The sequence below is a fragment of the Brachybacterium sp. Marseille-Q7125 genome, assembly GCF_023062615.1.
Lineage (GTDB): Bacteria > Actinomycetota > Actinomycetes > Actinomycetales > Dermabacteraceae > Brachybacterium.
Window position 1 is genome coordinate 19,487 of sequence record NZ_JALLAL010000028.1, and the last position, 20,358, is coordinate 39,844.

Sequence of the window (20,358 nt, forward strand, 5' to 3'; positions counted from 1 at the left end):
TGCCGACGCTGCTTGCCGCGCCGGGCGACGGCCGGTGCCGCTCAGCTGTCGAGGATCGGGAGAGCCGAGGTCTCCGTCGTCACGAGGGATTTCTCATCGGGGCGGTGGCTGAGGACGGTGAGGATGTAATCCCGCACCGTGTCATCCAGGCTCACATCCTGCCCGCCCCGTTCGGACAGGAACCACTTGTGCTCGAGCACCTCGTGGTAGAACTCCGGCGGCTCGAGCTTGGAGCGCATGGACCGGGGGATTGCCCGCACCACCGGCTCGTACTGCTGCTTGAGCCACTCGTGGGCCACGAACTCCTCGTCCTCGGCCTGCTGCTCGGTGGCCGCCCGGTACTGGTCCAGATCGTTCAGCAGCCGCCGCGCCTGGTTCTCCTGCGCATCGATGCCGGTCAGGCGCATCAGACGCCGGGCATGGTGCCCCGCATCGACCACCTTGGGCATGATCGACAGGGAGGTGCCCGACAGGTCCGTGGTGATCTCCAGCTCGCCCACGTCGAAGCCGAGCTCGTTGAGCTTCTCGATGCGGGCTGAGACCCGCCAGCGCTCATCGGCGGAGAACCGTTCGCGCGCTGTGAGGGTGTCCCACAGCTCGGTATAGCGGTCCACCAACTCATCGCCCACCTCGACGGGATCCACTTCGGGGTCGAGCATCTCCCCGGCCTGCAGATCCATCAGCTCGCCGATGATGTTGGTGCGCGCCAGATCCAGGTCGTAGCGGCGCTGCCCGTCGGTCAGCTCCTCATGCAGCGTCCCGGTCTCCACATCCACCAGGTATGCGGCGAACGCCCCGGCGTCGCGGCGGAACAGCGTGTTGGACAGCGACACATCCCCCCAGTAGAAACCGGCCAGGTGCAGACGCACCAGCAGCACGGTGAGCGCGTCCAGCAGCCGCTGCGCGGTCTCCTCCTGCGAGACCTGGCTGAACACCGCCCGATAGGGGAGGGAGAACTGCAGATGGCGCGTGATCAGCACCGCATCCAGCGGCTCCCCGGCGGGTGTCACACGCCCGGAGATCACCGCGAAGGGCTCGACGCACGGCTCGCCCATGCGCCGCAGCACCCGAAGCATGTCGTACTCGCGGCGGGCCAGATCATGGTTGATCTCCTTCAGAGCCAGGACGCGGCCGGAGACGCGCACGAAGCGCACCACATGCCGCGAGATGCCGCGCGGCAGAGCGGCCAGGATCTCCTCCGGCCACTGCTCCAGCGGCTGCTCCCACGGCAGGTCCAGCAGGGCCGGATCGGGCCGGGCCGCGGTGATCTCCAGAGGTGCCATGGCTCCATTGTCCTCCCTATCGACCGTGGGGCGCGCCAGCGGCCCGGACGGGCGACGGGCGCCCGGCTCTCGGCCGGACGCCCGTCGCGCTGCGGTGCGGGGTGGGTCAGTCGCCCAGACGCTCACCGGTCTTCGTGTCGAACAGGTGCACGTGGTTCTCCTTGGGGCGGAAGTGCACCGTCTCACCCTTCTGGGGAGGACGGCGGCCGTCGACGCGCGCGATGAACGGCTTGTCCGTCTCCTCGGCGCCAGCGCGGCGGCCGTAGATGAAGGCGTCGGCGCCGAGCTCCTCGACCACGTCCACCTCGACCGGGATGCCCTGGCCGTCGGTGGCGATGTCCAGATCCTCGGGGCGCACACCCACGGTGACGGTCTTCTCATCGGTGCCCGAGAGGGTCGTGCGGTCCACCGGGAGGATCGCGTCGCCGAAGCGGGCGCCCTGATCGGTCAGCTGCTCCTCCACGAGGTTCATGGCGGGCGAGCCGATGAAGCCGGCGACGAACACGTTGTTGGGGTGGTCGTACATGCGGCGCGGGGTGTCGATCTGCTGCAGCACGCCGCGGTCGAGCACCGCCACGCGGTCACCCATCGTCATGGCCTCGGTCTGGTCGTGGGTCACGTACACGGTGGTGACGCCCAGGCGGCGCTGGAGGGAGGCGATCTGGGTACGGGTGGACACACGCAGCTTCGCATCCAGGTTGGACAGCGGCTCATCCATGAGGAACACCTGCGGGGAGCGCACGATCGCGCGGCCCATGGCTACACGCTGACGCTGACCACCGGAGAGTGCCTTCGGCTTGCGGTCCAGGTACTCGGTGAGGTCGAGAATCGCGGCGGCATCCTCGACGCGCTGACGGATCTCCGCCTTCGGGGTGCCGGCGATCTTCAGGGCGAAGCCCATGTTGTCGGCCACCGTCATGTGCGGGTACAGCGCGTAGTTCTGGAACACCATGGCGATGTCACGATCCTTCGGCGGCACGTCGGTGACGTCGCGCTCGCCGATCAGGATGCGGCCCGCGTCGATCTCCTCGAGACCGGCGAGCATGCGCAGGGCGGTGGACTTACCAGAGCCGGAGGGGCCGACCAGGACGAGGAACTCGCCGTCGCCCACTTCGATGTTCAGCTCGTTGACCGCGGGCCACTCCTGGCCCGGGTAGATGCGGCTGGCGTGGTCATAGGTGACTGTTGCCATGGGGATTCTCCTTCACCGGCAGGTACGTGCCGGACGGTCCGTCGTGAAGTGATGGTCACCGGGTCCGGCTGGCCTCCGCGAGGGGGTGCGCCATCGCACCGGTGGGTACCACTCTAGACCATGTCTCGACTCCGACGTGACGTGCCCGACACGTGGGCAGAGGACAGGCGGGCGGAAGGGGCAGAAGGAGGACAGACGGACAGAAGAGCAGAAGGGCAGAAGGGTAGGAGGGCAGCGGGCGCGAGCGGCCGTGCGGGAGGGCAGCGGATGAGGTAGGCCGTCGATGCAGCGGGCGGTGCGGAATACTGGCGCGGTGGACATCACCGAGCTGACCGAGAAGATCCTCACCCGCCGCGCGGGCACCGACGAACCGCTGCGGATCGTGCAGGCCGGGCACCCGGCTCTGCGCCGCCAGGCGCTGCGCGCTCATGGCCGCCTGGAGGCATCGCTGCTGAGCGAGCTGGTCGCGGCGATGGTGGTCACGATGCGCAAGGCTCCCGGTGTGGGGCTCGCCGCCCCGCAGATCGGCCTGCCGCTGCGCCTGGTGGTCGTCGAGGATCCTTTCGCGGATCCGGACGATCCCGATGATCAGCTGCTCGAGCGCGACCCACTGCCGCTGCGCGTGCTGCTGGACCCGGCGGTGGAGCTGCTGGGCAGCGAACGCGTCTTCGCCTTCGAGGGCTGCTTGTCCGTGGATGGCTGGCAGTCGATCGTGCCGCGCTCCCGCCGCGTGCGCCTGTCCGCCACCGAACTGCTGGCCGACGGAACCCTGCGGGAGGTGGAGGAGGAGCATGTGGGCTGGACCGCGCGGATCCTCCAGCACGAGACGGACCACCTGCACGGCACCCTGTGTCACGACCGCGCGGTGCCCCGCTCCTTCGTCGCCGCGGGCTATGCGGGCCGCTACGCGTCCCTGCCCGATGCCGTGCGGCGCCTGGGCCTTCAGGGAGGGGTGACGCGCCTGGGGGAGGGCGAGGTCATCCTCGCGGACTGACCGCCCACCGGCCTGCACAGCCCGCCGGGCGGCACGGTGCCGGACGGCGCTGCGTGGCACCGCCCCAGGGCCCGGGCAGGGTAGCGTTGCCCTGGTCCCGCGGTCGCGGGACCGCGAACGCGAGACAGCAGGAGGACCGACGGTGGCAGACGAGCAGAACCCCAGCATGGACCCGCAGATGCCGGCGCCGGGCCTGGCTCCCGCTGCTGCGGGCGAGGTGGAGCTGGCCGACGAGCCCTGGATCGACCTCCTGGACCGTGTCCTGCAGGCCCAGGCTCCGCTCGCGCGCGGCTACGTCGAGCGCCTGCGCGCCGAGCGTCCGGAGGCCACCGAGCGTCAGCTGCTCGAGCTGCTCACCGGACGGTTCGTCGCGCTGACCACCACCGTCGGCGCCGGAGCGGGAGGTGTTGCGGCACTGCCGGGGCTGGGCACGGTGGCGGCCTTCGGACTCACCCTGGGCGAGGGACTGACCTTCGCGCAGACGAGCGCCTTTCTGACCCTCGCGGCCGCCGAGATCCACGGCGTGGACATGAGCGATGAGCAGTCACGGCGCCTGGTGCTGATGGCCGTGCTCAGCGGTGAGCGCGGCACCGAGATCATCGCCAAGGCGCTGGGCAAGCAGGGGCTGCAGTGGAACGCCGTGTTGGGCGGGGGCGGAATCGTGCCTGGTCTGATCAGCCGTCAGGTGGGCAAGTACATCCGCCGTCGGATCCTGGCCCGCACCGGCCGGGTGTGGGTCACCCGCCTGCTGCCCTTCGGGATCGGCGCGGTCCTGGGCGGACTGGCAGCCCGCGCGGTGGCACGCTCCGTGGTGGAGGCGCTGCACGAGATCTTCTCCCAGTCCGCCCAGTCCGCTGGAGGACGCGGGATCAATCCTCCTGCGTGAACTCGTTGGCGTGCTCGGTGCCCACCGCACGCTGGTAGGAGCGACGGATCTCCGCCTCCGCGTCCGTGCGGCCCTCCCAGTGGGCGCCCTCGACGCTCTTGCCCGGCTCGAGGTCCTTGTACACCTCGAAGAAGTGCTGGATCTCCAGGCGGTGGTACTCGGAGACGTCGGTCAGCTCCTGCCGCCGCACCTGCCGCCGGTCACCCACCGGCACCGCGATGATCTTGTCGTCACCGCCGGACTCATCCCGCATGCGGAACATGCCCAGCGCCCGGCAGCGGATCAGGCAGCCGGGGAACGTCGGCTCCTCCAGCAGCACCAGGCAGTCCAGGGGGTCCCCGTCCTCACCGAGGGTCCCCTCGATGAACCCGTAGTCATCCGGGTAGCGGGTGGCGGTGAACAGCATCCGATCCAGGCGAATGCGCCCGTTGTGGTGGTCCACCTCATACTTGTTGCGATTCCCGCGAGGGATCTCGATGGTCACGTCGAATTCCACGACAGAGGCTCCATTGCTCCGGCCCGCTGGGCCACTGACACTGACCGGGACACCCTATCGTGGGGTCATGGCCAAGGCCGCACGCGAGAGGATCTGGCGCACCACCGCAATGGTGATGTGCGCCGCCGTCCCCGTCTCCTTCTACGTGCTGGGGGACCTCACCGACGCCTTTCCCGGTGTGCTCACTCTCACCCGCGAGGAGGAGGGTCCCACCTCCGGTCCGCGCGCCGTCTCCGAGGACTGGAAGCGCATCCCTGTCCCCGACGCCGTGCCCGGGGAGCCGCCCGCCTCTGCGCCCGCTGACGCGGAGAGTCTGCAGGAACGCATGGAGGCGAAGGCGACGCTGCCCGTGGTGGACGGCGGTCTTGCCTTCAGCGTGGTCGATGCTGAGACCGGTGAGGTGCTCGCCGCCCGCGACGCCGAGAGCGCGCATGTGCCCGCCTCCACCCTCAAGCTGCTCACCGCTGCTGCAGTCCTGCGCCAGTACAGCGGCGATGAGGTCCTGGTCACGCGCGCCACGCTCGACGGCGACACCATCACCCTCGTGGGCGGCGGGGATATGACCCTCAGCGAGAAAGACGTGAAGAAGCTGGCTTCCCAGGCCGCCACGCTCGCGAAGGACGCCGACCTCACGACGGTGCAGGTGCGGTACGACGACAGCTACCTCACCGGCGGCGCGAACCCGGCCTGGGGGGACAACGGGCCGGCCGGAGGCTGGGTGGCGCCCACCGCCTCTCTCGCCCTCGACTCCGGCCGCCTGGATGCCGAGCCCTACGGCCGCAAGTCCCTGGACCCTGCACGGGATGCCGCCGAGCGCTTCGCCGAGCTTGTGGCCGCGGAGGACCTCGAGGTCGCCGGTGACGTCACGAAGGGAGAGGCACCCCAGGACGCCCCGAGCGTCGAGGTGGCCTCCGAGCCGCTGTCCGAGCTGGTGCGCCACACCCTGCTGGTCTCCGACAACACCACCGCCGAACTGCTCGCCCACCTCGTGGCGCTGGCCCGCGATGAACCCACCACACCCGAAGGTGCGGCCGCCGCGGTGGAGGCGGAGATCCGTGAGCTCGGCGCCGAGCTCGGCGTGGACCAGACCTCCTTGGACACCCTCGAGATCCACGATGGCTCCGGCCTCTCGCGCAGCAACCGCGTCCCGCCCGCGCTGCTGTCCGCGGTGCTCGCCCAGGTCGCCTCCGGCAGCGCCCCCGTGCTCGAGCAGATCCTCTACGACGTGCCGATCGCCGGGCTGAGCGGCACCCTCGCGGACCGCTTCGACCGCGGAGATACGTCAGACGCCGACGGGCTGGTGCGCGGCAAGACCGGATACCTCGGGGGCGCAGCCACGCTCGCCGGGGTGGCAGTGCTGCCCGACGGCAGGACCGTCGGCTATTCCATCGTGGTGCACGGCTTCGACGGGGCGGACGCCGATGACGCGCGCGCCGCCGTCGACGCGGTTGCCGCCGAGCTCGTGCAGGTGGACTGATGGCCGGACCACCCCCTGTGGTCGCCCGCGCCCGCACCGCGGTGCGCGCAGCGGTGACCGTGCGGATCGAGGACCTCGCCGATGCGACCGCCGTCGGCGACCTATCCCCGCGGCTCCTCGTGGGCCTCTCCGGTGGCGCCGATTCCCTGGCTCTGCTGGTGACCACCGCCTGGGTGGGGGAGCGACTGGGCTTGCAGACCGAGGCTGCGATCGTCGACCACGGCCTGCAGGACGACTCCGCGCGCATCGCCGAACAGGCCCGCACCACCACCGAACAGCTCGGCTGCCTCGCGCACGTGCTGCGCGTCCACGTCGACGCAGAGGCTCCGGGCGGTGTGGAGAACGCCGCCCGCACCGCCCGCCACGACGCCCTCGAGCAGCTGCGGGCCGACCGTGGGGCGCTCGCCGTCCTGCTCGGCCACACTCTCGATGACCAGGCCGAGCAGGTGCTCATGGGTCTTGCGCGCGGTGCCGGTCCGCGGGCGCTGGCCGGAATCCCGCGCCGCCGCGGAGCACTGCTGAGGCCGTTCCTCGGGACCGGGCGCGATGAGCGCACCGCCCTGCGCCGTGCCGACACCGAAGAGATCTGCCGCCTGCACGACCTCACCTGGTGGGAGGACCCCATGAACGCGGACCGCACACTGCTGCGCGCCCGCGTGCGTCACGAGCTGCTGCCGCAGCTGCGGGACGTGCTCGGGGACCAGATCGATGAGAACCTCGCACGTACCGCTGACCTCGTCCGCCCGGACGTCGACCACCTCGACGCCGAGGCCGCCGAGCTGCTCACGGCCCTGCGCCGCGACGCCGGTGAACTGCACGAGACGGGGGATGTGCTGGCCCTGGACGTGCACGCCCTCGCCGCGGTCCCCACACCGCTGCGCACCCGTGTGGTGCGCGATGCCACGCGTTCCGCCGAGCGCGCAATCCGCGCCACGGCGCCACAGGGCTCCACGAAATCCCTGCTGAGACGGCACGTGCTGGAGATCGATGCGCTGGTGGTCACCTGGCACGGTCAGGATGCTGTAAGCGTTCCGGGTAGGATCGAGGTCGCTCGCCGCGACGGCCTGCTGGTGTGGCGCCGTCAGTCCGACTGACTGCCGTCCCGACCAGGGAGCATGATCCCGCGGCGAGAGCCCCGACGGTCCTGGACCCGATGTACCTGGAGGAGATCCGCGTGCCTGAGACGCACATCCACCCCGACGTCGAACGGGTCCTGCTGGACTCGCAGCAGATCCGCGACCGGCTCACGGAGATGGGTGCGCAGATCACCGCCGACTATGCCGAGAACCCCCCGATTCTGGTGGGTGTGCTCAAGGGCGCTGTCATGGTGATGGCGGACCTCGCCCGCGAGATCGACCTCGCCGTCGAGATGGACTGGATGGCCGTGTCCTCCTACGGCTCGGGCACCAAGTCCTCCGGGGTGGTGCGCATCCTCAAGGACCTCTCGGGGGACATCACCGACCGGGATGTGCTGATCGTCGAGGACATCATCGACTCCGGCCTGACCCTCAAGTGGCTGCTGTCCAATCTGCGCTCGCGCGGACCGCGCAGCGTTGAGATCGCGACGATGCTGCGTAAACCCGAGGCCGCCCGGGTCCAGATCGACGTGAAATACGTCGGCTTCGATATCCCCAACGAATTCGTCATCGGCTACGGGCTGGACTACGCCGAGCGTTACCGCAACCTTCCCTACGTGGGCGTCCTCGCACGCTCCGTGTACCAGGACTGATCACGTGGCAGATTCTTCCCAGAACACCTCCAAGCAGCGCGGCGGCACGAAGAAGCGTCGGCCCGGCTCGATCGCCCTGTGGGTGGTGGTCGCGCTGCTGCTGGGCATGCTGCTGTTCTCCGTCCTGGGCCGCGACGGCTACGAGCGCATCGACACCGAGCAGGGACTCGAGCTGCTGGCCGGGGACACCGTCGAGCAGGCCAAGATCATCGGTGGCAACCAGCAGCGGGTGGACCTCGTCCTGACCGAGGAGTTCACGGACGGCGAGGAGAAGAAGGGCAAGCAGGTCACCTTCGCCTACGTCGACGCCCGCGCCGAACAGGTGGTGCAGGCCGTTGAGGACGCCGCACCCGAGAAGGGCTACACCGACGAAATCTCCACCAGCGCCTGGTGGTCCACGCTGCTGCTGAGCTTCCTGCCGCTGCTGCTGTTCATCGGCCTGTTCTGGTTCCTCATCATGAACGCGCAGGGCGGCGGACGCGCGATGCAGTTCGGCAAGTCCAAGGCCAAGCTGTTCAACAAGGAAGCCCCGAAGGTCACCTTCGAGGACGTCGCCGGCGCCGAAGAGGCCGTCGAGGAGCTCGACGAGATCAAGCAGTTCCTAGTCAGCCCCGAGCGCTACCAGGCAGTCGGCGCGAAGATCCCCAAGGGCGTGCTGCTGTACGGCCCGCCCGGCACCGGCAAGACCCTGCTCGCGCGCGCCGTGGCCGGTGAGGCGAATGTGCCGTTCTACTCGATCTCTGGCTCCGACTTCGTGGAGATGTTCGTGGGCGTGGGCGCGAGTCGCGTGCGCGACCTGTTCAACACCGCCAAGGAGAACGCCCCGGCGATCATCTTCATCGACGAGATCGACGCGGTGGGCCGCCACCGCGGTGCCGGCATGGGCGGCGGGCACGATGAGCGCGAGCAGACCCTGAACCAGATGCTCGTGGAGATGGACGGGTTCGACGAGAACCAGAACGTCATCCTCATCGCCGCCACCAACCGCGTGGACATCCTGGATCCGGCGCTGCTGCGCCCGGGCCGCTTCGACCGGCAGATCGCCGTGGAGGCTCCGGACCTCAACGGCCGCCTGCACATCCTGCAGGTGCACGCCAAGGGCAAACCCCTCGCGCACGACGTCGACCTCGAGCACGTCGCCAAGCGCACCATCGGCATGTCCGGTGCTGATCTCGCCAACGTCCTCAACGAGGCGGCGCTGCTGACCGCGCGCTCCGGCAACCAGATCATCGACAACCGCGCCCTGGATGAGGCGATCGACCGCGTGTCCATGGGTCCGCAGCGGTACTCGAAGGTCATGACCGAGCGGGAGCGGCAGATGACCGCGTACCACGAGGGCGGGCATGCGCTCGTGGCGGCGGCGCTGAACCACTCCGCGCCCGTCACCAAGGTGACGATCCTGCCGCGCGGCCGCGCCGGCGGCTACACGATGGTGGTCCCCACCCAGGACCGCAACTACCAGTCCCGCAATGAGCTGCTGGATCGCCTGGCCTACGCCATGGGCGGCTACGCCGTGGAGGAGAGCATCTTCCACGATGTCACCACCGGGCCGTCCTCGGACCTGCAGAACGCCACCAAGATCGCCCGCACGATGGTCATGCAGCTGGGCATGAGCGCCCGGGTGGGCCAGGTCGCGCTGAACGGCGACCAGGACGAGGTGTTCGTCGGCATGCAGCAGGGCCAGAGCCCCAAGTACGGCGCGGAGACCGCGAGCCTCGTGGACCAGGAGGTCCGCAAGCTCCTGGACGATGCCCTGGACGAGGCCTGGACCGTCATCGAACGTAACCGCGACGTGCTGGACCGCCTGGTGGAGGAGCTGCTCGAGAAGGAGACCCTGAATGAGAAGGAGCTCGCCGATATCTTCCGTGACGTGCGCAAGCAGCCGCCGCGGGATGTGTGGGCCTCGAGCACGGAGCGCCCGGCCCTCGCCGCCCCCAGCGTGGGCGGCCCGAGCGGCGAACCGGAGGCCTCCGACGCCGGCGAGCCGCTGACCCCGGGTCCGCCCGAGCTGCCGCACCCGGGTGGGGACGGCCCCCAGATCCCCGGGGCGCCGCAGGGATGAGCGAAACCAGCGCGGGCATGACCGGCGAGCCGTCCCTGCCGACGGTGGATCACGCCCGGATCGAGGCGGCGGTGCGGGAGATCCTCGCGGCGATCGGGGAGGACCCGGACCGCGACGGCCTGAAGGACACCCCCGCCCGGGTGGCCCGCATGTACGCCGAGGTGTTCGGCGGGCTCGCGATCGAGCCCAGCGAGGTGCTGCGCACCACGTTCGACATCGACCACCAGGAGCTCGTGCTGGTGCGGGACATCCAGTTCTTCTCCATGTGCGAGCACCACCTGCTGCCCTTCTTCGGCACCGCCCATGTGGGCTACATCCCCGGCAGCGGCGGCGTGACGGGCCTGTCCAAGCTCGCCCGCCTCGTCCAGGGCTTCGCACGCCGCCCGCAGGTCCAGGAGCGCCTTACCTCCCAGGTGGCCGATGCCCTCACCACGGAGCTCGGCGCCGCCGGCAGCATCGTCGTCGTCGAGGCCGAGCACATGTGCATGTCCATGCGCGGGGTGCGAGCCGCGGGCGCCCGCACCATCACCAGCGCGGTGCGCGGGATGCTGCGCGAGACCAGCACCCGCGCCGAGGCGCTCGCCCTGATCCGCGGACACTGACCGGAAGCGATGGCGCGATGACGATGAGCCAGCTGCGACGCCCCGACGGGCTGCCCTCCCACCTCCCCGCCGACGAGACGCTCGTGATGGGCGTGCTGAACGTCACCCCGGACTCCTTCTCCGACGGCGGCCAGCATCACGAGCTGCCCGACGCCCTCGCCCACGGCCGACGCCTCCTCACCGAGGGCGCGAAGATCATCGATGTGGGCGGGGAGTCCACCCGCCCCGGCGCACCCCGGGTGGATGAGGCCGAGGAGCTGCGCCGCGTCATCCCCGTGGTGCGCGAGCTCGCCGCCGAAGGTGCGGTGATCAGCGTGGACACGATGCGTGCGAGCGTCGCAGCGGAATCCGTCGCCGCCGGAGCGCTGATCGTCAACGACGTCTCCGCCGGACGCGCCGATGCGGACATGGGCCGCGAAGCCGCACGGCTGCGCACCCATCTGGGCACCCCACCGGTGTTCATCGCCATGCACTGGCGCGGCCACAGCGACGTCATGAACGACCTGGCCGTCTACGACGACGTCGCCGCCGAGGTCGCCGCGGAGCTCGCCGAGCGCCTCGCGGATCTGCGCGAGGCCGGCGTGGAAGATCGTTTCCTGGTGGCGGACCCGGGCCTGGGCTTCTCCAAGACCGCCGAGCAGAACTGGGCGGTGCTGTCGCAGTGGGAGCAGATCGCCGAGCACGGCCTGCCGATTCTCATCGGCGCCTCCCGCAAACGCTTCGTCGGCGCCCTCGGGGTGGACCGCGACCAGGCCACCGCCGCGATCAGTGCCTACAGCGCCGAGCACGGCGCCTGGGCGGTGCGCGTGCACGCCGTGCCGCCGAGCCTCGCCGCCGTCACGGTGGGGGACAGGCTGCGCCGGAGCCGCGGGCGATGATCAGCCCGCGCCGCCGCCTGGACCGCATCGAGGTCACCGGTATCCGGGCCTGGGGGCACCACGGCGTGCTCGCCCAGGAGACCGCCCTCGGCCAGACCTTCAGCGCCGATGTCACCCTGGGGCTGGACACTGCGCCCGCCGCCGCCGGGGATGATCTCACCCGCACCGTGAACTACGCCGACGTGGCCCGCGCCGTGCAGGAGGAGCTCTCCGGGGAGCCGGTCGCCCTGCTGGAGACCCTCGCCGACCGGATCGCCCGCAGGATCCTGCAGGACGTCGGCCATCCGCTCGTGCGCCACCTCGCGCTGCGGCTGCGCAAGAGCGCCGCCCCCGTCGGCCTGCCGGTGCAGGACGTCACCCTCAGCATCGAGCGGGAGGCCGCCCCGGAAGAGGCCGTGCTAGCCCTCGGCACCAACCTGGGGGACCGCGAGGAGCACCTGCGCGCCGCTCTCGAGCAGCTGCACGCCGCGGAAGGGATCGACATCGCCTGGACCTCCCCGGTGCTGCGCACCGCCCCGGTCGGCGGCCCCGCGGATCAGGGCGAGTTCCTGAACGCCGTGATCGGGGTGCGCACCCTCCTCGGGCCCTGGGAGCTGCTGGAGCTCGCGCACCGCATCGAGCAGGCCGCCCAGCGTGAGCGGAGCATCCGCTGGGGCCCGCGCACCCTGGATGTGGACGTCATCACCTACGGGACCTGGCGCAGCGACGATCCGGAGCTGACGATCCCGCATCCGCGCGCCCACGAGCGTGCCTTCGTGCTCGGCCCGTGGCATGCCGCCCGGCCCGAGGACGAGCTGCCCGGGCACGGGCCGATCGGCGCGCTGCTCGCGCAGGCAGCGGACCGCGCCGACCTCGCGCCCGGCCCCGAGATTGAGGGATTCGCGCGACCGTGAAGCCCCTCAGCACCCCCATCCTCGTGCTGATCTTCGTGCTCAGCACCGGTTTCGGTGCGCAGATGCTGGATACGGTGCTGCGGCGGGGCCACACCCTGCCGATCTCCGGCTGGCTCACCAGCGCCGTGCTGCTCACCCTCGCCGCGGCGCTGCTGGGCTACGGGCTGCCGTTGCGGCGGTACATGCTCGAAAGCGCCGAGCGGCGTGAGCATCCCTCTCTGCAGCCCCGGCGCCACCAGATCGACCTGCCCACGGCTTTCCGCACCGTGCTGCTGGCCCGCGCCTGCGCCTACACCGGCTCGGTGATGGGCGGGATCTTCACCGGCCAGGCGCTGTTTCTGCTGCTCACCGGCGTGGGCGACCCGGTGCGCGGGATTCTGCCCACCGCGGCGGCGGCTCTGGCGGGGATCATTCTCGCCGTGCTCGGCGTGATCGTGGAGCGCTGGGGCCAGCTGCCGCCCGATGACGGGCAGGCCCAGCCCGAGGATGGCGTAGAGGCCGGCGGCTGAGCGCACGGAAGCTCGAGGGTGCACCTGTCGCGGCCCGTCGGGGATCTCCCGGGGAAACATCGACCTTCGCCGGGGGCCAGGACACCGCATGTCGTAGGGCATCGGCGCCGATGGATGCCACGATGGATGCCATGACCGATTCCCCCACCTGTCCCGCGGCGGAGCACACCCCCGCAGCGGCGGAGAGCACCCCCGCAGCGGCGGAGAGCACCCCTGTATCAGCGGTGACACCCGCGCCGCTGTCGGACCCGGCCGATGGCCTTTTGGGCGCTGATCAGCTGCGCCCGGTGTCAGAGCGCCTGATCCCCGCCCGCTACCTCGCTTCCCTCGTGCTGTATGCGATCGGCCTCGCCCTGGCCGGCGCGGCCGTGTGGGGATGGCTCGCCACCGACTGGTGGTGGCTGGGGGCGCTGGGCCTCGTGCCGCTGCTGCTCGTGCTGCAGTCCCTGGTGTTCACCCCGCGTCGGGTGCGGGCCCTCGGCTACCGTGATGATGAGGACCACCTCACCGTGGCCGACGGCATCATGTTCCGCACCGTCCAGACCATCCCGTATGGGCGGGTGCAGTCGGTGAAGATCGACGAAGGCCCGATCGAGCGGAAGTATGGCCTGGCGACCCTTGAGCTCACCACGGCCGCCAACGGCACGGTCACCGTGTCCGGCCTGCCGCGCGAGGAGGCTGAGCGGCTGCGCGCCCTGCTGTCCGAACGTGGCGTCGAGCTGATGGCGGCGCTGTGAGCACCCCCGATCCCGTCACCGCCCCGCCACCCGACACCTCGCCCGAGGCACCGGAGGCGCCGAGCATCGAGCCCGGCACGTCGGCGCCCCGTCACCGCACCCACCCGATCACCCCGCTCGTGTCTGGGTGGAAGATCATCGTGGGCGCCATCGCGGTGGCCACCGCGCAGAACATCGCCCGCCTGCTCGAGGACTTCACCCTCACCCGGGCCCTGGTCGCCCTCGGTGTGCTCGCCGTGGCGCTTGTCATCGCCGTCGCTGTCTCCACCCTGTCCTGGTGGTTCACCACCTACGCGGTCGATGCCGAGGGCGTGTCCCTGCACACCGGGTGGATCAGCCGTTCGCGCGAGTTCGCGCCGCGGGTCCGCATCGAATCGGTCTCCGTGGAACGCCCGCTGCTGGCGAGGCTGCTGGGCCTGGCGAAAGTGCGCGTCGAGGTGGCCGGGGCCGGGGACTCCTACCTGGACATCGAGTACGTGCGATCGGCCGATGCCGAGAGGCTGCGTCGCGAGATCCTCACGGTCGCCCAGAGCCCGGAGGAATCGCCCGGCAGCGCCGCCCACGACCCGGCGGCGGGGGAGGAGCAGACGGCTGCGGATGCTGGCGATGCTCAGGCCGCACAAGCTCCCCGGGACGGTGTGGCTGCGCGGATGCACCAGGTGCTGTACGACGGGGTGACCGACGGCGAGCTCATCGCCCAGGTGCCCACACAGCGCCTCATCCACGCCCTGTTGCGGGATGTCGGATTCGTGATCGGCATCCTCGCCGGGGTGGGCGGTGTGCTGCTCGCCATTGGCCTCGCGATCTGGCAGGACGGCTTTTCCTTCGCGGTGATCGTGCCTCTTGCCCCCGTCGTGATCGCCGTGCCGAAGTATGTGCTGGGCCGGATCGAGGCCGGATGGGGCTTCGTCTCCCGCAGCACCGACGGCGGCCTGCGGATGCGCCGCGGCCTGCTGAACACCCGCACGGACAACATCGCTCCCGGCCGCATCCAGAGCCTTGAGCTGCACCGCCCCCTGCTGTGGCGCAGCCCGGGCTGGACTGCCGTGAACGCCACCGTGGCCGGCATGGCCGAGCTCGGAGAGGACGGCGATCGGCCCGTGCTGCCCGTCGGCACCCGCGAGGAGCTCGCGGCCACCCTCGGGCATCTGGCCGCGCCGCTCGGGACCGACGATGACCTCGCCACGCTCGAGCACCTGCTGACCGCCCCGGCCCGGCAGATCGACGGACTGCGCACCCCGGTGCCGCTGTACTGGATCGCACGGCGCACCGAGGTGGCCGTGCTGCTGCCGGGCGCGCTGCTGCTGCGCTCCGGCATCTTCACCCGGCGCGTGCAGATCATCCCGCGCGAGCGCATCCAGCAGCTCTCGGTGGGTGACGGGCCGCTGACCCGGCGATTCGGGGTCCTGGACCTGACGGTCGAGGTGGCCGGAGATAGCGCGATGCTCACGAACCTCGCGCGCGCGGATGTCCTCGCCCTGCACGCCACCCTCAGCCGGGACGCCGCGACGCTGCGCCGCTACAGCGACCGTGAGCACTGGCCGCGCCCGGTCCTCGCCGGTGGCCCGCCCGTGCCGACCCCGCCTGCGGAGATGGCTCCGTGACCGGCCCGGACGCCCCGCGGCTCGGCATCGGTGTGATCGGCGCGGGCCGCGTCGGCGCTGTGCTCGGCGCGGCCCTGCGCGAGGAGGGGCACGCGATCACCGGCGCCTACGCCGTCTCCGATTCCTCCCGCGAGCGTGCCGCCGAGCTGCTGCCCGGGGTGCCGCTGCTGGACGTGCCCGCGATCGTCGAACGCAGCGAGATGCTGCTGCTCGCCGTGCCGGATGATGAGCTCGCGCCCCTGGCCGCCGGGATCGCCGCCGCTGGCCTCGCCCCCGGCGGGCAGCTCGTGGTGCACACCAGCGGCATGCACGGCGCCGACGTCCTCGCACCCCTGGCCCGGACCGGCGCGGCGACCCTCGCGATCCACCCCGCCATGACCTTCACCGGCACCCGCGCGGACCTGCCGCGCCTGACCGGCTGCCCCATGGCGGTCACCGGGAGCGAGGAGCTGCTGCCCGTCGCGGCGGCGCTCGTCGTCGAGCTCGGGGGAGAGCCCGTCATCCTCGCCGAGGGTGACCGCCCCCTCTACCACGCCTCACTCGCCCACGCCGCCAACCACCTCGTGGTCCTCGTCGACCAGGCCCGCGAATCCCTGCGCCGGATCGGCATCGAGGACCCCGGCGCGTACCTGCGGCCCCTGCTCGAGGCGGCGCTCGAGAACTCCCTGCAGCGTGGCTCCCGGGCCCTCACCGGGCCGGTGATGCGTGGGGACGCGGGCACCGTCGGCGCCCACCTCGAGGCATTCGCGGACCTCGATGCCACCGCCACCCCGGGCACCGCCGCGGATACGGCCGACACCTATCGGGCCCTCGCGAGGGCCGCGCTGAACCGTGCGACACTGCGGGACGAGCAGCGCGCTGCCCTCCAGGCCCTGCTCACCCCGCCGCCGGAGCAGGAGAACCCATGAGCGAGCGCACCACCACCCTGGTCACGACGATCCCGCAGTTGCGCGAACAGCGTGATGCCCTCAGCGGCAGCGTCGCCACCGTGATGACGATGGGGGCCCTGCACGACGGGCACCTCGCCCTCGTCGCGCGCGCCCGCGAGCTCGCCGACCACGTGATCCTCACGGACTTCGTGAACCCCCTGCAGTTCGGCCCCCATGAGGACTTCGACGCCTACCCGCGCGACCTCGACGCGGATCTCGCCGCGGTCGACGGCCTGGTCGACCTTATCTTCGCCCCGGCCGTGGAGGAGATGTACCCGGTGCTGCCGCCCACCGTCTCGGTCACCGCCGGACCGGCCGGGACCGTGCTCGAGGGCGCCCAGCGCCCCGGCCACTTCGACGGCGTGCTCACCGTGGTCACCAAGCTGCTGCAGCTCACCCGGCCCGACGTGAGCGTGTTCGGCCGCAAGGACGCCCAGCAGCTCGCCCTCGTCCAGCGCCTGGTCGCGGACCTGCACCTGCCGGTGCGGATCGAGCCCGTGGACATCCAGCGCGAACCGTCGGGCCTGGCCCGTTCGAGCCGCAACGTCTACCTCAGCGAGGACGGGAAGCAGGAGGCGCTCGCCCTGTCACGCACGGTCACCGCCGCCCGGGCCGCCGCCCCATCGGCCAGCGCGATCCGTGCCGTCCTCGCAGATGCCCTCGACCGGGCGGAGGTGACCTGGGACTACGCCGCCGCGGTGGACCCGGCGACGCTACGCGAGATCACGGATGCGCACCGCGGTGAGGTGCTCATCATGGTGGCCGCCCGCGTGGAAGGCACCCGGCTGCTGGATGCCGCTGTGGCGGAGGCGACAGCACCCTGAGGTCGACCGGGCATCGGACAGAAGGTGATGAGACAATCGCCCCCATGAGCGAGAACACCCCTGCCCCCGAGCCGACGGACACCTCCGACCAGGTCGCGGTCCGCCGCTCCAAGCGGGAGCGCCTGCTGGCCCGCGGCGAGGAGGCCTACCCCGTCTCCGTGCCCGTCACCACCACCATCGCCGAGGTCCGCGCGCAGTACGGCCACCTCGAGGCCGGTCAGGAGACCGAGGATGAGGCCGGAGTGGCCGGCCGCGTGGTGTTCACCCGCAACACCGGCAAGCTCGCCTTCGTCACCCTGCAGGACGGTGAGGGTCAGCGCCTGCAGGTCATGGCCTCCCAAGCCGTGATCGGCGAGGAGCGCCTGGCGCAGCTGAAGGCCGATGTGGATCTGGGCGATCACGTGTTCTTCCACGGCCGTGTGGGCGCTTCCCGCCGCGGGGAGCTGAGCATCTTCGCGGACTCCTGGCAGATGGCTGCGAAGGCCGTGCGGCCCCTGCCGGTGCTGCATGCGGATCTGTCCGAGGAGTCCCGGGTGCGCCACCGCTACGTGGACCTCATCGTGCGCCAGCAGGCGCGCGACACCGTCCGCACCCGCGCCAAGGTCATGCACGCCCTGCGCGAGTCCTTCCACGAACGCGGGTACATCGAGGTGGAGACCCCGATGCTGCAGGTCATCCCCTCCGGTGCGGCGGCCCGCCCCTTCGTGACCCACATGAATGCCTTTGACCTGGACCTGTATCTGCGGATCGCGCCGGAGCTGTTCCTCAAGCGCGCCGCTGTGGGTGGGCTCGAGAAGGTCTTCGAGATCAACCGCAACTTCCGCAATGAGGGCGCGGATTCCACCCATTCGCCCGAGTTCGCGATGCTCGAGGCGTACCAGGCCTACGGCGATTACAACACCATCGGCGATCTCACCCAGCAGCTGATCCAGGAGGCCGCCGAACATGCCACCGGATCCCAGGTGGTCACCCTCGCCGACGGCAGCGAATACGACTTCTCCGGCCAGTGGCGGAAGATCACCGTGTACGGCTCCCTCTCCGAATCTCTGGGCGAGGAGATCACGCCCGAGACCACACCGGAGAGGCTGCGCGAGATCGCCCGTTCGCTGGATCTGGATCTGGAGCATCCCAAGTATGGGCACGGAAAGCTCGTCGAGGAGCTGTTCGAGCATCGCGTCGGCGACCATCTCCACGAGCCGACGTTCGTGCGCGATTTCCCGGTCGAGACGAGCCCCCTCGTGCGCGGGCATCGTTCCACGCCCGGCGTGGTGGAGAAGTGGGATCTGTACGTGCGCGGTTTCGAGCTGGGCACGGGATACTCCGAGCTCGTGGACCCCGTCATCCAACGCGAGCGCTTCGAGCAGCAGGCCCGCCTGGCCGCGCAGGGCGATGATGAGGCGATGCGCCTGGATGAAGATTTCCTGCAGGCCATGGAATATGCGCTGCCGCCCACCGGCGGCATGGGAATGGGCGTGGATCGCCTGCTCATGGCGATCACGGGTCTGGGGATCCGCGAGACCATCCTGTTCCCGCTGGTGAAGCCGGAGGCCTGAGATGGATTCCGGGTTCTGGTTCGAGGCCGGTGCACTGCTGCCGTCGATCGGCGTGGGCCTGATCTTCTGGTTCGCGATCCGCGCCCTGCTGCGGGCTGATCGGCGGGAACGCGAGGCCGAACGTGAGGCGGAACAGGAATATCTGCGGCGAGCGGACCAGGATGAAGGTTCACGAACAGTTCGGTAACGTGTGAACGCGTTTGTTGTTTGCTCTTTCCGTCAGCAGTCGTAATACTGTCCCGTGACGCACGACGATGAGCGTGCACCATCGAACCCATTGAACACAGGCGAGGGAAACCATGGCACGGAAGACCTATGTGGAACTGATCGACGACCTCGACGGGACGAAGGCGGCCCAGACCGTCACTTTCGGCCTGGACGGCGTCGCCTATGAGATCGATCTGTCCGAGGAGAATGCGGAGAAGATCCGCGAGCAGATCGGCACCTGGGCGCAGCAGGCCCGCCGCGTGGGCGGCCGCCGCACCCGCGGCACGGCCCCCGCCTCCCGCAGCAGTGAGTCCGCGAAGATCCGGGAGTGGGCACGCAGCGCCGGCTACGAGGTGCCGGACCGTGGCCGCATCTCCGCCACCATCCGCAAGGCCTACGAGGAGGCGCACGCCTGATCCGGCCCCGCGCAACGTGACGGGCCCGCACCATCTGCGTGATGGTGCGGGCCCGTTGCTGTGCAAAGACCCCGTTGCTGTGCAGCCTGACTTGCACAGGTGGTGGCGGATTTCGGGGTTGGGAGGCGTGTTTGTGCTGGTGAGGGGTGTGTGGGTGGTCCGGGGTGGCACACTAATCGGGTGGTGTTTCTCAGGAAGGTGAAGACGGCCTCGGGTGCGACGGCCGTGCAGATCGCTGAGCGGAGGAACCGGCGGGACGTGGTGCTGGAGCACCTGGGGTCCGCGCATACCCAGGCGCAGCTGGTGGCGTTGATGGAGGCAGGTAGGAAGAAGATCCACGCTGGGCAGGGCGAGCTTGACCTTGGATTCTCCTCGCAGGCGCGTGGTGGGGCGACGGTGCACTCCGATGCCTCCCGGCTGCTGATCAACACGCTGAGGGGCGCCTGGGAGCAACTGGGCTTTGACGTCATCGATGATGAGGCGTTCTTCCAGCTCGTCGCTGCGCGGCTGATCGAACCCACCTCGATGAGCGACGCCGGGCGGGTGCTCGAAGAGATCGGGATCCCCGCGGTTCACCGCAACACCTTCCACGCCGCGCTCAAGCGCTGCACCACCCGCGAATACCGCGACCAGATCGCCACTGCCTGCTTCGAGTATGCCTTGAACAGGGGTGATGTCTCGCTGGTGCTGTATGACGTGACGACCCTGTATTTCGAGGCGGAGAACGAAGATGCCCTGCGTAAGGTCGGGTACTCCAAGGAACGTCGGGTGGATCCGCAGATCGTGGTCGGTCTGCTGGTGGACCGCCAGGGGTTCCCCCTAGAGATCGGCTGCTTCGAGGGCAATCACGCCGAGACGCGGACGATCCTGCCGATCATCCGGCAGTTCCAGGCCCGCCACGGGATCGCCGACATGGTCGTGGTCGCGGATGCCGGGATGCTCTCAGCGGCGAATCTGACGGCGCTGGATGAGGCAGGGCTGCGGTTCATCGTCGGCTCCCGGATGAAGAAAGCCCCCGCTGATCTGGCGCATCACTTCCACTGGCACGGCGACGCGTTCCGTGACGGGCAGGTCATCGACACCATCA

Annotated in this window: 21 protein-coding genes; 18 read left to right on the forward strand and 3 right to left on the reverse strand. The window is 70.3% G+C overall.

Translation table 11 applies throughout. From position 1 onward, the window contains the following. Positions 1–41: 41 nt before the first annotated feature. Positions 42–1,283, reverse strand: coding sequence for a DUF4032 domain-containing protein (locus MU407_RS08480; protein ID WP_102237084.1), 1,242 nt, complete (start codon positions 1,281–1,283; stop codon positions 42–44). A 106-nt stretch (positions 1,284–1,389) separates the two neighbouring features. Beyond that, entirely contained in the window at positions 1,390–2,475 is a 1,086-nt protein-coding gene (gene ugpC, locus MU407_RS08485; protein ID WP_102237083.1) for a sn-glycerol-3-phosphate ABC transporter ATP-binding protein UgpC, read from the reverse strand. Between the two features lie 313 nt (positions 2,476–2,788). On the opposite strand from ugpC, the gene MU407_RS08490 reads away from it, so the two are divergent. Then, complete coding sequence (locus MU407_RS08490; protein ID WP_158239497.1) at positions 2,789–3,469, forward strand: peptide deformylase; 681 nt, start codon at positions 2,789–2,791, stop codon at positions 3,467–3,469. 142 nt (positions 3,470–3,611) lie between these two features. Next, entirely contained in the window at positions 3,612–4,355 is a 744-nt protein-coding gene (locus tag MU407_RS08495) for a hypothetical protein (protein WP_102237081.1), read from the forward strand. Here MU407_RS08495 and MU407_RS08500 read toward each other — a convergent pair. Beyond that, positions 4,339–4,851 carry an inorganic diphosphatase gene (locus tag MU407_RS08500; RefSeq protein ID WP_102237080.1) on the reverse strand — a complete coding sequence of 171 codons (513 nt, stop codon included), beginning with the start codon at positions 4,849–4,851 and terminating at the stop codon, positions 4,339–4,341. The genes MU407_RS08495 and MU407_RS08500 overlap by 17 nt on opposite strands. Before the next feature lie 67 nt (positions 4,852–4,918). Between MU407_RS08500 and MU407_RS08505 the strand changes: the two genes are divergently transcribed. From MU407_RS08505 to MU407_RS08580, 16 genes are all read left to right on the forward strand, one after another. Then, on the forward strand, positions 4,919–6,328 hold the full coding sequence (locus MU407_RS08505) for a D-alanyl-D-alanine carboxypeptidase (RefSeq protein ID WP_246956690.1): 1,410 nt from the start codon (positions 4,919–4,921) through the stop codon (positions 6,326–6,328). Next, a complete protein-coding gene (tilS, locus tag MU407_RS08510; RefSeq protein ID WP_246956691.1) occupies positions 6,328–7,422 on the forward strand; it encodes a tRNA lysidine(34) synthetase TilS in 1,095 nt (364 codons plus the stop codon). Before MU407_RS08505 ends, tilS begins: the two co-directional genes overlap by 1 nt. A gap of 80 nt (positions 7,423–7,502) precedes the next feature. Beyond that, on the forward strand, positions 7,503–8,057 hold the full coding sequence (gene hpt / locus MU407_RS08515) for a hypoxanthine phosphoribosyltransferase (protein ID WP_102237104.1): 555 nt from the start codon (positions 7,503–7,505) through the stop codon (positions 8,055–8,057). A gap of 4 nt (positions 8,058–8,061) precedes the next feature. Continuing rightward, positions 8,062–10,119, forward strand: coding sequence for an ATP-dependent zinc metalloprotease FtsH (gene ftsH / locus MU407_RS08520; RefSeq protein WP_246956692.1), 2,058 nt, complete (start codon positions 8,062–8,064; stop codon positions 10,117–10,119). Next, positions 10,116–10,721, forward strand: coding sequence for a GTP cyclohydrolase I FolE (folE, locus tag MU407_RS08525; RefSeq protein ID WP_158239496.1), 606 nt, complete (start codon positions 10,116–10,118; stop codon positions 10,719–10,721). The genes ftsH and folE overlap by 4 nt, the downstream gene beginning before the upstream one ends. Positions 10,722–10,738: 17 nt before the next feature. Beyond that, complete coding sequence (gene folP / locus MU407_RS08530) at positions 10,739–11,599, forward strand: dihydropteroate synthase (protein ID WP_246956693.1); 861 nt, start codon at positions 10,739–10,741, stop codon at positions 11,597–11,599. Then, entirely contained in the window at positions 11,596–12,492 is an 897-nt protein-coding gene (gene folK, locus MU407_RS08535) for a 2-amino-4-hydroxy-6-hydroxymethyldihydropteridine diphosphokinase (protein WP_246956694.1), read from the forward strand. The genes folP and folK overlap by 4 nt, the downstream gene beginning before the upstream one ends. Further along, positions 12,489–13,001, forward strand: a complete 513-nt coding sequence (locus MU407_RS08540) for a DUF3180 domain-containing protein (RefSeq protein ID WP_246956695.1) — start codon at positions 12,489–12,491, stop codon at positions 12,999–13,001. Before folK ends, MU407_RS08540 begins: the two co-directional genes overlap by 4 nt. Positions 13,002–13,132: 131 nt before the next feature. Beyond that, positions 13,133–13,738 (forward strand): PH domain-containing protein, encoded by a 606-nt coding sequence (locus MU407_RS08545; protein WP_102237103.1) that lies wholly within the window; start codon positions 13,133–13,135, stop codon positions 13,736–13,738. Beyond that, complete coding sequence (locus MU407_RS08550) at positions 13,735–15,342, forward strand: PH domain-containing protein (RefSeq protein ID WP_246956696.1); 1,608 nt, start codon at positions 13,735–13,737, stop codon at positions 15,340–15,342. The genes MU407_RS08545 and MU407_RS08550 overlap by 4 nt, the downstream gene beginning before the upstream one ends. Then, positions 15,339–16,250, forward strand: a complete 912-nt coding sequence (locus tag MU407_RS08555) for a DUF2520 domain-containing protein (protein WP_246956698.1) — start codon at positions 15,339–15,341, stop codon at positions 16,248–16,250. Before MU407_RS08550 ends, MU407_RS08555 begins: the two co-directional genes overlap by 4 nt. Beyond that, a complete protein-coding gene (gene panC, locus MU407_RS08560) occupies positions 16,247–17,095 on the forward strand; it encodes a pantoate--beta-alanine ligase (RefSeq protein ID WP_246956700.1) in 849 nt (282 codons plus the stop codon). Before MU407_RS08555 ends, panC begins: the two co-directional genes overlap by 4 nt. Before the next feature lie 44 nt (positions 17,096–17,139). Next, complete coding sequence (lysS, locus tag MU407_RS08565; RefSeq protein ID WP_102237069.1) at positions 17,140–18,648, forward strand: lysine--tRNA ligase; 1,509 nt, start codon at positions 17,140–17,142, stop codon at positions 18,646–18,648. A gap of 1 nt (position 18,649) precedes the next feature. Beyond that, positions 18,650–18,835: a hypothetical protein gene (locus tag MU407_RS08570; RefSeq protein WP_246956701.1), complete on the forward strand. Its 186-nt coding sequence runs from the start codon at positions 18,650–18,652 to the stop codon at positions 18,833–18,835. A gap of 112 nt (positions 18,836–18,947) precedes the next feature. After that, positions 18,948–19,271, forward strand: coding sequence for an Lsr2 family protein (locus MU407_RS08575; protein ID WP_102237067.1), 324 nt, complete (start codon positions 18,948–18,950; stop codon positions 19,269–19,271). Between the two features lie 180 nt (positions 19,272–19,451). Further along, on the forward strand, positions 19,452–20,358 hold a 907-nt coding region (locus MU407_RS08580; protein ID WP_246956702.1), incomplete at its 3' end, for an IS1634 family transposase.

Bases quoted from the DNA above. Each gene is read 5' to 3' on its own strand.
- MU407_RS08480 (WP_102237084.1), bottom strand. From the start codon at position 1,283: ATGGCACCTCTGGAGATCACCGCGGCCCGGCCCGATCCGGCCCTGCTG.
- ugpC (WP_102237083.1), bottom strand. From the start codon at position 2,475: ATGGCAACAGTCACCTATGACCACGCCAGCCGCATCTACCCGGGCCAG.
- MU407_RS08505 (WP_246956690.1), top strand. From the start codon at position 4,919: ATGGCCAAGGCCGCACGCGAGAGGATCTGGCGCACCACCGCAATGGTG.
- tilS (WP_246956691.1), top strand. From the start codon at position 6,328: ATGGCCGGACCACCCCCTGTGGTCGCCCGCGCCCGCACCGCGGTGCGC.
- folE (WP_158239496.1), top strand. From the start codon at position 10,116: ATGAGCGAAACCAGCGCGGGCATGACCGGCGAGCCGTCCCTGCCGACG.
- folP (WP_246956693.1), top strand. From the start codon at position 10,739: ATGACGATGAGCCAGCTGCGACGCCCCGACGGGCTGCCCTCCCACCTC.
- folK (WP_246956694.1), top strand. From the start codon at position 11,596: ATGATCAGCCCGCGCCGCCGCCTGGACCGCATCGAGGTCACCGGTATC.
- MU407_RS08545 (WP_102237103.1), top strand. From the start codon at position 13,133: ATGACCGATTCCCCCACCTGTCCCGCGGCGGAGCACACCCCCGCAGCG.
- panC (WP_246956700.1), top strand. From the start codon at position 16,247: ATGAGCGAGCGCACCACCACCCTGGTCACGACGATCCCGCAGTTGCGC.
- lysS (WP_102237069.1), top strand. From the start codon at position 17,140: ATGAGCGAGAACACCCCTGCCCCCGAGCCGACGGACACCTCCGACCAG.
- MU407_RS08570 (WP_246956701.1), top strand. From the start codon at position 18,650: ATGGATTCCGGGTTCTGGTTCGAGGCCGGTGCACTGCTGCCGTCGATC.
- MU407_RS08575 (WP_102237067.1), top strand. From the start codon at position 18,948: ATGGCACGGAAGACCTATGTGGAACTGATCGACGACCTCGACGGGACG.